Raw genomic sequence first — 14283 nt, 5'->3', positions numbered from 1 at the left:
GGCAACTTTTTTTGGTGTATTATTTGTTATTTCTAAATTGAATTGATTGGTAAGTCGGTCAGAAAGTTCTAAATCTTCACGACTGGCAAATTTGCTTTTCTGAATATTGTCAACCAATAATTTAGCAATAATTGCATTATTTGGAAAATTTTTATTAAGTACCTTAAGTTGAGAAGGATCATTATATTTACTGAAATAAAAATATTGCATGTTTTCGAGGTCTTGTTTTAGAGTACCCGGCGACATACGATTGACATATTGCATTCCTTCATCAACATAATTTTCGGCAAAGCAGGCATTGGCATATAAATAATAGGCCTCATCTACTTTATTCCAGTCAGGAAAACGTTCGAAGAGTTGACGAAGTGTGCTACGACACTCAAAATTACGGAGCAATTTGAATGAGCAAAGAGAGTGATAATAAAGTACGTAAGGCACCATCGAATTTTCATATCTTCGACTGGTGAGAGGCGTAAGCTCATCTTTAGCTTCAAAATACTTTTGGTCAGCGTAGAGTTGTACCGCCTTTTTGTATTTTAAAACATAGTCTCTTTCACTAAGGGCAACTTGTTGAGCTACCGATGCGTAAGACAGAAGCAAAAGGATAAGAAGATTAGAAGACCTTCGGATGGTGTTCCTCTTCATGGTTTTAGTTTAAGTTTGTGTCTAAAAACCCCTCCCCAAAAGAGGAGGGGCAGAGTGATTTATTTTTTCTTTTTCTTTTCGTTATTCTGCGATTGGCGGGTTTCTTCTGCCAATTTTACTTGATTTTCCATGAATTGAGCAAATTTTCCTTTTTTTGCCGCTTGCGGATTTGCATGGAATTTTACTTTATTTGCGTCCAAAATCTTACGAATCTTATCTTCATCAACGAAACGACGCACAATTTGTTGTTGTAAAATTGTTACAACGTTTGAAACCAAATAATAAAAACTCAACGCCGCTGGAAAACTATTTAATACAAAAAAGAAAACGATTGGGAAAACATAACTCATTTTCTTCATGTCTATCGGGCCAGGTTGGTCGGGTGTTATTTGATTATTATAATAAGTAAACGCCAAACTCGAAATGGTCATCAATACCACAAACAAACTAATGTGATTGCCTACGATAGGCAAGTTTGTTGCCCAGCTAATAGGATAATCATACGTTGAAAGGTCAGAAGCCCACAAAAAGTCTTTCTGACGGAACATAATCATATTTGGGAACAAGAAGAAAACCGACATCAAGATTGGCATTTGTAGCAACATCGGCACGCATCCGCTTAGAGGATTTACACCCACTTGCTGATACAATTTCATTTGCTCTTGTTGCATTTTTACTTGGTCATCGCCCACTTTTTCTTTTATTACGGCAAGCTCTGGTGCCATAATACGCATTTTGGCAGAACTAATGTATGACTTATAAATCAGTGGTGTAAGCAATGTTTTCAAGATAATTACAACTACAATTATAAGTAAGCCATAATTACTAATGAATGATTCTGCCAGTTTGAATAATGGCACAAATACAAAACGATTTATTGGTTTTACGAAATCATAACCCAAATAAACGTTTCTATGGAAACCATCAGTTACATTTTTAACCAAATTATAATCATTTGGTCCGAAGTAAAAACGGAAATTTCCCTTGCCAGTTTTTAAATCAGAAATAGCTAAATTTGCGTCAACTTCTACTGTTTTTACAATGCTACTGTCAGTTTCTGGTGTAACAAGTTTCAACTTAGCCGAGGTCATCGGTTGATTTTTTGAAACAAAACCTGTTACAAAATATTTTTGCTTAAATGAAAACCATTTAAGTGGGTCTTCAATGCTTTTGTCTTCATTTCCTGCTGCATTTGCTCCTAAATCATCAAATTCATCATCTTTGGCATTCCAGAAGTTGATTTGAGCCGATTTTCTGTTTTCTGCAATATCATGCTCCAAAACCTTGAGGTTGTCTTGCCAGTAAAAACGAGCGGGTTGGTTCTGCACGAGTGCATCCATTCCTACTAAATTTACATCATAATCAACTATATATCCGTTTCCTTTAATGGTATAAACTTGCTCAATGTATTGATTATCAGCCAATGCCAACTTAAAAACAACTTTGGTAGAATCGCCTTCTTTTATTATGGCCGACTGATTAGAAGTCGTATAATAAAGTTTTTTCAAATCAATTCTCCCTTTAGTTGTCTGTACTTCGAGATTCATTGTTGAGCTTTTTTCATCAATCAATACCATTGGGTTTTTAGTTCCTGCCTTGAAATCTGAGTAAGCTGAGTAGTTTTTCAAAACCACTTCTTTGATTGATCCTCCGAGTGTGCTAAATGTAAATCGGACGTCTTGGTTTTCCACTACAATATCTTGTGAAGTACCTGTGGCAGCTGTAGCGAAATCGCCAAAAGCAGCTTTTAGTGCAAGGGTATCTTTCAAAACATTTGGAGCAGCATCAAGGGTTTTAATTGCAGTTTTTTGGGCTACTGGTTCAGGTTTTTCGGGAGGAGTTTGAGGCATGAAATACATATATCCTGCCCACATACACATCAACAATACTATGCCGATAAGCTGATTTCTATCTACTAATTTTTCCATTAATTTTTGAAATACGTAAAAAAGACTATGATTAAACTGATTATTCAGATTGATTTTTTGATAAAATTACTAAATATTAGTTTAATCCTAAATAATTCTAACTATTGTGATTAAATGATTTTTACTGAAAACACTACAAAATTCGCAAAGATTCGTTAAAAATCCTAATGGCTATTTTTTAGTTGATGAGTACTCAATGGCTGCTTTTACGAAATTGACAAAAAGCGGATGAGGATTCATTACTGTACTTTTTAGTTCGGGGTGAAACTGCACGCCAATAAAGTAAGGATGGTTGGGCAATTCAATAATTTCGACCAAACCACTCTCTTGGTTTATTCCCGAAACTACCATTCCTGCCGTTTCGTAATCTTTCATATATTTGTTATTGAACTCCCAACGATGGCGATGACGTTCGCTGATATTTGCTTTTCCGTAAATCTTACGTGCGAGCGTTTTATCTTTTACTTTACAACTATATGCTCCCAAACGCATTGTACCACCTTTGTCGGTTACAGTTTTTTGGTCTTCCATCAAATCTATGACTGGAAATTTAGTTTCTGGACACATTTCAGTTGAGTGTGCTTCTGACAAACCAATGACATTTCGTGCAAATTCGATACAAGCCATTTGCATTCCTAAACAGATACCAAAAAACGGAATTTTGTTTTCACGCACATAACGCACGGCTTCAATTTTTCCTTCAATGCCACGCTCTCCAAAACCTGGAGCTACCAAAACGCCATCTAAGCCTTGAAACTTTTCGGCAATATTATCAACTTCTAAACTTTCAGAATGAATCCATTCGAGCGTAACTTTACATTTATTGGCAGCTCCTGCATGGATAAATGATTCGATAATTGATTTGTAAGCATCTTTTAACTCAATGTATTTTCCTACTAAACCAATTTTGACATGCTCAAGAGGATTTTTAAACCTATCCAAAAAGCCTTTCCACTCTTCCATGTCGGCATCTTGGTCATTGTAGATGTCGAGCATGTAAAGTACACGTTGGTCGAGTCTTTCTTTCTGCATCAACAATGGTACGTCATAAATCGTTTCAGCATCCATTGCTTCTATAACCGAATTTTGCTCAACATTACAAAAAAGTGCTATTTTTCTGCGAATTTCAATCGGTAAAGAGTGTTCGGTACGGCAAACAATTATGTCGGGCTGTACTCCCGATTCTTGCAACATCTTGACTGAGTGTTGTGTTGGTTTGGTTTTTAATTCACCTGCCGAACTCAAATAAGGGATAAGTGTAAGATGGATGGTTAGCAAATTATCTGAGCCTAAATCCCACTTTAACTGACGTACGGCTTCAACAAATGGAAGTGACTCAATATCGCCTACACAACCACCCAATTCGGTGATAATGATGTCGAAATTGCCTGTTTCTCCTAATTGAAGAATATTTCGCTTGATTTCGTCTGTAATATGCGGAATTACCTGTACGGTTTTTCCCAAATAATTTCCTTTACGTTCATTGGTGATTACATTATAATAAATGCGACCAGTAGTTACGTTATTGGCTTGCGAAGTTGGAACGTTCAGGAAACGCTCATAATGCCCTAAGTCGAGGTCAGTTTCTGCACCGTCGTCGGTAACATAGCATTCGCCGTGTTCATAAGGATTAAGTGTTCCCGGGTCAACATTAATGTACGGGTCAAATTTTTGGATGGTTACTGATAAACCTCTGGCTTGCAACAATTTGGCAAGTGAGGAGGCGATTATGCCTTTTCCGAGTGAAGATGTTACGCCGCCCGTTACAAAAATATACTTTGGGATACGTGTTTGCCCGATTACTGACATGAGGTTTGTTGTCTTTGATTACGGGATGCAAAGGTACTAAATTTTGGTGGAATCTGTGGCTTAAAGTTTTATAAGTTTTTTGATGTTATAAGTAAACGGTTCATTATCAGTTAGTTGTTGGTTATATTAAGTTTATAAACTGATTTTTTACTTACAATCATAAACATAAGTTTCATCGTAGTTTTGTTCTTTGCCTTCTGCTTTACGAGTAACTTTCGTTTTTATTGCATAACCTTCATTATTGTATTCGTATTTATAACTATACAATATATCGCCATTATCGGAATATATTTTTGTTGAAGTGGCATTGTTTTTATTAGAAAAATAAGTAGTGTTTTCGGCTCCAATTGTGGCAGAAAAAATGACAAAATAAGCCATTACATTGGCAAATGGAGTGTTCAAATAAGGAGATTTTTTATCGTCAAAAGTTAAGTTTTCTAATAAGGTTTTGCTTTTTCCGCCTTCTATCAAACTAATTTTTTTTGTATTGCCTTTAGAATCATATTCCATTTTTGTTACAACAATTTCATCAAAAACTGGTAACAATAAGTCTATTGTTTCTATTTGCTTTTTTGTGTTTGTATATACTTTACTCTTAAACTCAAATGCTTTTCCACGGCTGTCTTTTCCTACAAAGCTAATTTGTGATAAAGCTCCTTTTGTATCATAATCAAAGCCTATGTAATAGCTTTTATCAAATGAGTTTGTTGCTTTTTTTGGCATCCCGTTTTCATAAGAAATAAAATTGAAATCGGGAAAGCCATCTATTTGAGATAATTGATTTTTTGCATCATAGCTATAACTATAAATAACTCCGTGTCCGTGGTCAGCACTTTTTAGATAACACAGTTTTGGTGTTACAATAAGTTCTTTTTCTTTCAATAAAGTAATCTCTTTCTTCCCGCAGGCAAAAATGATGATAATCAATAGAAATGGTAAGCAAATAAGTTTTGAAAATTTCATTTTTCTAATGTAAATTAACACCCTTTGTTTTTACAAATATTGCTTTTGATATAAATAACGAAGTAAAACTCAAACACTAGCAAAAATCGTGCAAAAATTTGTAATTCTGAAAAATTTAAAAATAATAGTTAGAATATTTATTTTATCCATACCGAGTTTCGATTGGTTTATATGAGTTATCTATTAATTTGATTTTGTAGTCCTTCATTTATTATTTGTTTGGGTTTTTTCTAAAATAAAATTAGCATCCAATAGTTTAAACATTTTTGATAACAAGACTGTTGAATACTCAAAGCAAAATAATTTATGAATGTAATATTAGATTTAGCAAAATACCGCACTTTAGGCGATGAAAATGCCGATGAGATTATACGGAAATTAGTTGAGCTAAAAGGAATTGCTTTTCTTCGTCAAATGATGCCTTTTATGTCTGATTATCAAAACATTAGCTTTCAAAATCAGCCTCAAATCTTACAAGAATTTTTAATCAAAAACTCATTTCTTCCTTCCTTTTTCGATAAGAAGAAACTTATTCGTACCACCGATTTTTATCGAGAAAACCAACAAAATATTGGTTTGATTTTGGGTATTTATTCATTACCATATTGTTATTTGGGTGCAGATGGAGCAAAAGTTCTTTACTTTTCGGAGCGTATCAGAAATGATACTTATAAAAGGTTGCTCGAAACGGGTAATTTCCTGAAAGCCGTAATGACTTATGATACTTGGACGGAGCAACGAATCTTTGCTATTTGCTTGAAGGTTAGGCTTTTACATGCTGCCATTCGCTATTTTACAATGCAAAGTAATCATTGGGATTTGACTTGGGGATTTCCAATAAATCAAGAAGATATGTTGGGTACAAATTTGGCTTTTTCGTTGGTTGTTTTGCGGGGAATGGAAAAGTTAGGTTATCAAGTTGACGAATCTTACGGAAGTGCTTACCTAAATACTTGGAATGTGATTGGTTTTTTGTTGGGTATAAAACCCGAAATCGTGCCAAATAATTATTTGGAAGCCGTGAAAACGGATAAATTAATTGCAAAGCGACAATTTAGACAATCACTTGAAGGTCAGGAGCTTACGTCTTCTTTAATACAGGTTATTAGAGGTTTTGCTCCAAATAAATTGACGGCTGATTTACTTCAAGAGCAATCTCGTATGCTACTCGGTGAAAAATATGCCAAAATGCTTGGCATTGCCGAAACAAATATTCCAAACACTTTGTTGAAAGTATATAACACAACATCAGTTTTGATGTCGAAAATATTTTAATATTAGACGACGGAAAACTGTCCTTTAAATTTTTTTTAATCGTCTGCTGGCTATCGTCAGTGGACAGTTGACTCAAATTAATCATGACACAAGAAAAAATAAGACAAGCTTATACCGAATATTTGCTCGAAAATGGCAAACAACCTGAATCGGTATATGCTTTTTGCAAGAAATTAAAAATCAAAGAAGTTGATTTTTATGAAGAATTTTCGTCGTTTCCACAAATAGAAAGTGAAATTTGGAAAGCTTTATTTATAGAGGCTCGTGCTTCGACCGAAAGCGAGGCAGTGTTCCAAAATTACTCAGTTCGTGAAAAATTATTGGCGTTTCTTTATACTTGGGTTGAGATTTTGAAGAAAAATCGCAGCTATATCTTAAAATCTTACGAAGGTTTTGAAAAACCCATTTTTACCAAACGCAATGTTCAATTAGTTGATTTCAAGGCTTCATTTTATGATTTTATAAATGAACTTTTGATGGAAGCCCGTGAAACCCGTGAAGTCGAACAACGTGCCATTCCACAGCTAATGCAACGTTATCCAGACTTATTTTGGGCAAAAACGCTTTTTATTCTTGACTTTTGGATAAAAGATACAAGTAAATCATTCGAAAAAACCGACACAATGATTGAAAAAACAGTAAATACTGCTTTTGATTTATTAGGTCGTTCGCCACTCGATTCGTTGCTGGATTTAGGTAAATTTATATTTCAGAATAGAAAGTAATTTGTGAATGAATCATTGAGCAAATGAGTGATTATTTTCAAACAGAATAATTCATTTGCTCAATTGATCATTCATTACAATAAAAAAAAGAAATGAACTCACAGGAAAGCATCCCCACATCGAAAGTTGCCCGAGCTACACAATTTGTCAAAGCAGGCGTGAAAGTTGGCGGCAATTATATTAAACACTACAGTAAAAAAATCTTTGATTCGTCGCTCACCAAAGAACAGTTGCACCAAGAAAATGCCGCTGATGTTTATGACACACTCAGTAATTTGAAAGGAAGTGCCTTGAAAGTGGCTCAAATGATGAGCATGGACAAAAATTTGCTTCCCAGAGCTTACACCGACAAATTTGCCATGTCGCAATATTCTGCTCCTCCTTTGTCTGCACCATTAGTTATCAAGACTTTTAAAAAATATTTCGATAAATCTCCTTCGGAAATGTTCGATACTTTCGACTTGAAGGCTGAAAATGCCGCTTCAATCGGACAAGTACACAAAGCGACCAAGGTCGGTAAAAACTTGGCAGTCAAAATTCAATACCCAGGTATTGCCGAAAGTATTAGTTCGGACTTAAAAATGGCTCGTCCTTTGGCGGTGCAATTATTGAATTTAAATGATGCCGAAATTGACAGATATTTTAGAGAAGTAGAAGATAAATTACTCGAAGAATCGAATTATGATTTAGAATTGCAGCGTTCGGTCGAAATTACGAATGCTTGTAGTCATATTCCAGATTTGTTTTTTCCGAAGTATTATTCCGAATATTCGTCAAAAAGAATCTTGACGATGGATTGGATTGAAGGACAGCATTTGAAAGAGTTTTTAGATACAAATCCTTCACAAGAAGTGCGTAACCGAATCGGGCAAGCGATGTGGGATTTTTATGATTATCAAATACACACGCTTCGCCAAGTGCACGCCGACCCACATCCTGGCAATTTTTTGATGACTAAAGATGGACGTTTGGGCGTAATTGATTTTGGCTGCGTGAAAGTAATTCCTGACGATTATTATACTAATTATTTTGCCTTAATAAATCCTGACACGCTGCAAGATGAGGCAGAAATTCAACGAATTTTCTGGACTTTAGAGTTTATCGTGGAAGAAGATTCGCCACAAAAAAGAGTCTTTTTTTCAAATTTGTTCAAGAAAATGATAGAATTGTTAGGTCGTCCGTTCAACTCAAATGTTTTTGATTTTGGGCAAACAGGTTACGTCGATGAAATCTATAATTTCTTTGAATACGTTGCCAAACTTCCCGAACTGAAAGACTCAAAAGCGGCTCGTGGCTCGCAACATGGATTGTACGTGAATCGCACGTATTTTGGACTTTACACGATTCTGAATGATTTAAAAGCAGAAATAAAAACCACCAAACCCGATTGGCTTACGCCGAGGCATTTGAAGGCGGAGTTGGTTTGAGTTTAATTACGAATGAGTCGTAGAATACTTAGCATTAGCTTTTTATTCTACGACTTTTTAGTGGATAATTCAAAAAACTGCACTATTCATTGCATAATACCTTAATTTGGGTTTAGTTTGTTAGACTTTTATTTCCTATAATAAAAGACGAGAATACTTTACCAAACCTATAAGACTTCACCTATGAAAACCTCAAGACTTATCCTAAGCCTTATTTCCTGCTATTTTCCTTTTTTTCATAGCACAAAAAAACACTTTCATTTCATCTCCAAATAAAAAAAAGTTTCTCTGAAAGTGAACGCTACCGAAAATGGCGATATTTCTTATAAAATATCTTATAAAAATAAAATAATTATTGAGCCTTCATTGCTTGATTTTCGTTGAAAAGAACCGAAATACTGTTAAATAAATTTCAAGTTATTAGGTTTAGTATGTAGCTATAAGGAAGCCGTACGGTAATGGATTACAATGTTGAAGGAAATATAGATTGTTATCAAATTATTTTTTAGATTACTTTTGCAAGAAGTATTAATACCTATTTTTAAACAAATCATCTAATCCGTGAAAAAACTAATCCTTTTTCTTGTAATTACAGTAATTTTCGTAGCTTGTAAAACTTCAAAAACTGCTAAAAATAGCAAAAATGAAATAAATATTACCTTTCTACAGCTTAATGATGTTTATGAAATATCGGCTTTAGACAATGGTAAAATTGGCGGAATGGCTCGTGTGGCAACCGTACGCCAAGAATTAATCAAAGAAAATCCAAATACAATTACTACTCTTTCGGGTGATTTTTTGAGTCCATCTGTAATCGGAACACTTCGCTATGAAGGTAAGGGAATTAAAGGTCGTCAGATGGTTGATGTAATGAATGCTGTGGGTGTTGATTGGGTATGTTTTGGCAATCATGAGTTTGATTTAGACGAAAAAGATTTACAAGAACGAATCAACGAATCGAAGTTTAATTGGTTGAATACCAATGCTTTGCAGAAAAAAAATGGTGAATTAGTCCCGTTTGGAAAAATTGTGAATGGTGCTAAAACGCCTTTTGTAAAAACTACTATTTTTACTTTCAAAAATACACAAGGAAATGCCGTAAAGGTGGGAATGTTTGGTGTGGTTTTGCCTTCAAATCCGAAGGATTATGTGTGGTATGATGATTTTTTTGAGTCGGCAAAAAAAGCATATAATGAACTCAAACCTCAGTGCGATTTTGTGGTAGGATTAACACATTTGAACAAAGTAGATGATGCAAAATTGGCTGAAATGATTCCTGACTTAAAACTCATTATGGGCGGTCACGACCACGATAATATGATTCAGAAAGTTGGTAAGGTTACGCTCGCCAAAGCAGATGCAAATGCCAAAACTGTGTACATTCACCGAATTGTATTTAACCAAGATAAGAAAGAAGTAAAGATGACTTCTGAGCTAAAAAAAATTAACAATCAAGTTATTGATAATCAGGATGTTGCAGCGGTTATTAAAAAATGGGAAGATATTGAAGATGGTGCTTTTAAGGCTTTAGGATTGAATAAAAACGAGGTAATAGCCGACTTAAAAGAGCCACTTGATGGACACGAAAGCGTAGTAAGAAATAAGCAAGGTAACATGGGAAACATGATTGCAAGTGCTATGGTTTCGGCTTCACCAAATGTGGTTGATGCCGCTTTTTTTAACGGTGGATCAATACGTATTGACGATAATGTTTCGGGCAAAATTACGCAGTTAGATGTGCTTAGGATTTTGCCTTTTGGTGGAAAATTAGTAGAGATTAAAATGCGTGGCAGATTGTTGGAACGGATTTTGGAAATTGGTTTGGTAAATAAAGGTAGTGGAGGATATTTACAATGGGAAAAAATTGCTTACGATGAGGCAAAAAAGGAATGGAAAATCAATGGAAAATTACTTGATATAAACCAAAACTACACAATCGTAACGAGTGATTTCTTATTGACAGGTAAAGAAAGAAATTTAGATTTTTTTACCAAACAAAATCCTGATATTCAGTCAGTTTTAGATACTTTTCCTGATGGAGATGTGAGGAATGATATGCGTAAAGCGGTTATAGCTTATTTGAAGAAAAAATAAAAAATGTAAGAGGTCGTTTATTATTGAGAAATAGTGGAGAGGATTGCCAATATGAGAATTTTAGTTTTGATAATCGTCGGTTTTATTGCTGCATTTACCTCAAATGCTCAGAATAGTTTTTCCTTTCTAAATATATCAAATAATGCCCGAATAAATGCTCTGGGAGGGGTAAATGTTTCGCTCTCAGACCGAGATGTTAACCTTTGTACTTTTAATCCTGCATTATTAGATTCTTCGCAACGAGGACAAATTGGGCTTAATTTTTCGCCATATTTGGCTTCAAGTAAGTTTGTTTCGGTCAATTATTCGCCAAAATTCAAGAAGAACTGGGCAATTTCGCTCCAAAACCTTAATTATGGCACTTTTCAAGGAACGGATGCGGTTGGAAATCTGACTAATGAATTTGCGGCAAATGATTTTTCGTTGGGGTTAACTCATTCACGAAAAATCGGTCATATTAGTTTTGGTATTTCTGCAAAATTTGTGGGTTCAACGCTCGAATCTTATAGTTCGATGGCTTTTCTGACCGATTGGGGTGGTACTTTCAAGCACCCTATACACGATTTGAGTTTCGGAATTTTGGCAAAAAATGTAGGTTTTGTACTGAAAAGTTACGGAAATATTCGTCCCGAAATTCCCTTTGATTTACAAATAGGAGCGTCTTTTAAGCCAAAATACATGCCCGTAAGGTTTTCATTGACTGCACATCATCTTTATGTATTTGATGTTGCTTACAACGACCCAACCGTTAATTATACTTTCGATAATCAAGGAAATAAAGTTGCTAAAAATAGTTCAATTGCTGATAAAATGTTTCAACATTTGGTAATTGGGACAAGTATTTCGATTCACAAAAACCTCAATCTTCTTTTGGGTTACAACCATCTTCGCCGTAAAGAATTGCTCGTCAATGGGTTGGGGGGAAGTGCCGGTTTTTCGTTCGGTGCTGACCTCCGAACGAAGCAATTTGGGTTTTCAATCTCACGTGCTGCCCTCGCTTCGGGTAGTGGACAAACTACATTTAGCCTGTATTTGGCCTTGTCAAAAAAATAGTTTTTCTCCTCTAACAAATGCTATACCAAACCTCAAACGGGCAGGACTTTTCTCTGTTGCATTTATTTATCATATTCAATTACCTGATAATGAGTTAATTGTTTTTTAGTTGATACCTCTCAATAACTTGTGGCATAAAATTTGCTATTAAAGTTATGTACTGTAACACGGAATAAACAGGTTACAGTGCTTTTTTAAGTCCCAATTTTAATGTATTAGTTATCGCATATAGGTGTACTTTTTATTAAAAAATACCTACACATCTCAAAATTGTTTTGCTGCAATGAGATGTTCTATTTGGCATACTTACAAAAATAAGTTAGTCAATGGTGTGTTACTTCTTGCCTTATTTCTCGTAAACTATCGAGCATTTTCTCAAAATCCGATTGCAGGAAACCAAGGATTTCAAGTACTCACCGAAGGAAACTTTACTTCATCGGAGTCGCACCATATTCACGGACCCTTGGCAGTTGGTGGAAATTTAATCATCAATTCAAGTGTTGGGGAAGTCAACATGGATGTTACTGGAAGTTATGTTTTTCCAGGAGATGGTTCGACCACCACGGGTTTGTTAGTGAAAGGTAGTATCACTTGGACTGCGGGTTATGTGAAAGTTTTAAATAGCAAATATATCCATATTGGCAATAGTACAGGCTCGATTTCGGGCGATAATGGTACTAATAGTGTCACTCAGGTATATCCTACAAGCACATCGTACAATAATGCCAAGCGAATTGAAGGTTCGATTGACCAAACGCCCAGCCCAGCAGTATTTCAAGCGGTGGGCTTCGATTTTACTACATTGTTTAACACTTATCGTACGAATTCTACTAATTTAAGTACATCGACGAACAATGTTCAGTTGTATAATATGAGTAATGTAGCTATTTCAGGCAACACTGTTTCATCTTCACAGCCAGTAAGAATCAATTCTTTGATAACAGGGGTAAATTACTTGAACCTGACTTCTGCATCGTTAACAAATATTTCTGAAATAACATTTAATGATGCTCCAAGTGCTACAAAAACATTGGTTATAAATGTGCCAATTACGGGCAATTATACTTGGAATAATGTGAATATGGCTGGCATTGGTGGTTTAGCACAAGGTCCATATATCATTTGGAATTTTTATGGAGCAACCACCTACAATATAACTATTGCTCAAGCCTCACTAATTATCGGGACAGTTTTTGCCCCAAATATGAACGTTATCAAAACAGGAACGGGAGATATTGATGGAAATATAATTGCAAAAACAGCACAATTAGGAATAGGTGATATTCATAATTATCAATTCGATGCGGAGATATGCTCTAACGTAACAGCTGGCGGAACGGTAGGCTCTAATCAAACATTTTGTGGGTCAGGCGACCCTGTTGCTTTTACCAGTTCGGTTGCAGCATCGGGTGGTTGGGGAATACTCGAATACCAATGGCAATCAAGCCCCGATAATAGCACCTGGACTGATATCTCGGGAGCAATGGCTGCTACTTATGATGCCCCAACAATCTCTTCTACCACTTATTATCGCCGAGGAGCTCGCCGTGCAGCTTGTACGACTTATGATTATTATTCAAATACAATTACGGTTACAGTGAATGCTGTTCCTGCCGCTCCAACTGGCGTTGATGGTGGTCGTTGTGGAACGGGTAAGGTTAACTTAAGTGCTACTGGTTGTACTGGTACATACAATTGGTACGCTGCTTTAACGGGAGGAGCGAGTTTGGCTGCCACAGCCACCTATACAACACCGAGTATTTCAACAACTACGATTTATTATGTAAGTTGTACGGTGAATGGTTGTGAAAGTGCAAGCAGAGATGTGGTAACAGCTACCATTGCTTCAGCCATTTTAATCAATACACAGCCAGTAGGTTTTACAGAATGTCTCTCAGGTTCTGCAACTTTAAGTGTAAGTGCAGCAGGTGGCTCACCGAGTTTGACTTATCAATGGCAATCTTCAAGTGATAATGCTACTTTTACAAATATTTCAGGGGCAACCTCATCCACTTATACACCTGCTTCTACGGTTGCTGGTACAACTTATTTTAGAGTTATTGTAAGTGCAAGTGGAGCGGGCTGTTCGAGTGTCATTAGTTCGTCAGTTTCTGTAATTATTGTTGCTACCCCAACAGTGAGCATTTCGACAACCAACGGAACTATTTGTAACGGTGGCACTGCATCTTTGACCGCAACAGTATCCAATGGAACGGGTACAACCAGCTATCAGTGGCAATCCTCGACTGATAATGTTACATTTACGAATATATCGGGAGCAACGTCATCGACTTATACATCGGGAGTATTAACAGCAACCACCTATTATAGATTAGTTGCTACGCAAACAGGTTCTGGTTGTGG

10 protein-coding genes are annotated in these 14283 nt (G+C 35.8%); 6 read left to right on the top strand and 4 right to left on the bottom strand.

What is annotated here, in order from left to right:
* The 4 genes from ACH2CJ_RS02010 to ACH2CJ_RS01995 all read right to left on the bottom strand — a co-directional run.
* A partial coding sequence (locus ACH2CJ_RS02010; protein ID WP_394990404.1) for a tol-pal system YbgF family protein occupies positions 1-645 on the bottom strand: 645 nt, incomplete at its 3' end.
* A gap of 59 nt (positions 646-704) precedes the next feature.
* Positions 705-2573 (bottom strand): membrane protein insertase YidC, encoded by a 1869-nt coding sequence (gene yidC / locus ACH2CJ_RS02005; RefSeq protein ID WP_394990403.1) that lies wholly within the window; start codon positions 2571-2573, stop codon positions 705-707.
* 171 nt (positions 2574-2744) lie between these two features.
* Positions 2745-4382, bottom strand: a complete 1638-nt coding sequence (locus ACH2CJ_RS02000) for a CTP synthase (RefSeq protein WP_394990402.1) — start codon at positions 4380-4382, stop codon at positions 2745-2747.
* 147 nt (positions 4383-4529) lie between these two features.
* A complete protein-coding gene (locus ACH2CJ_RS01995) occupies positions 4530-5345 on the bottom strand; it encodes a hypothetical protein (protein ID WP_394990401.1) in 816 nt (271 codons plus the stop codon).
* 306 nt (positions 5346-5651) lie between these two features.
* On the opposite strand from ACH2CJ_RS01995, the gene ACH2CJ_RS01990 reads away from it, so the two are divergent.
* From ACH2CJ_RS01990 to ACH2CJ_RS01965, 6 genes are all read left to right on the top strand, one after another.
* The gene (locus ACH2CJ_RS01990) at positions 5652-6620 is read left to right on the top strand and encodes an oxygenase MpaB family protein (RefSeq protein WP_394990400.1); all 969 of its coding nucleotides are present in this window, start codon (positions 5652-5654) and stop codon (positions 6618-6620) included.
* Positions 6621-6703: 83 nt separating this feature from the next.
* The gene (locus tag ACH2CJ_RS01985; RefSeq protein WP_394990399.1) at positions 6704-7345 is read left to right on the top strand and encodes a TetR family transcriptional regulator C-terminal domain-containing protein; all 642 of its coding nucleotides are present in this window, start codon (positions 6704-6706) and stop codon (positions 7343-7345) included.
* Between the two features lie 92 nt (positions 7346-7437).
* Entirely contained in the window at positions 7438-8772 is a 1335-nt protein-coding gene (locus ACH2CJ_RS01980) for an ABC1 kinase family protein (protein ID WP_394990398.1), read from the top strand.
* 561 nt (positions 8773-9333) lie between these two features.
* Entirely contained in the window at positions 9334-10866 is a 1533-nt protein-coding gene (locus ACH2CJ_RS01975; RefSeq protein WP_394990397.1) for a bifunctional metallophosphatase/5'-nucleotidase, read from the top strand.
* A gap of 51 nt (positions 10867-10917) precedes the next feature.
* Positions 10918-11919 carry a type IX secretion system protein PorQ gene (gene porQ, locus ACH2CJ_RS01970; protein WP_394990396.1) on the top strand — a complete coding sequence of 334 codons (1002 nt, stop codon included), beginning with the start codon at positions 10918-10920 and terminating at the stop codon, positions 11917-11919.
* A gap of 283 nt (positions 11920-12202) precedes the next feature.
* A partial coding sequence (locus ACH2CJ_RS01965) for a collagen-binding domain-containing protein (protein WP_394990395.1) occupies positions 12203-14283 on the top strand: 2081 nt, incomplete at its 3' end.

The sequence above is a fragment of the Emticicia sp. genome, from assembly GCF_043780375.1.
Lineage (GTDB): Bacteria > Bacteroidota > Bacteroidia > Cytophagales > Spirosomataceae > Emticicia.
This window is presented reverse-complemented; position numbering and strand designations above follow the sequence as displayed.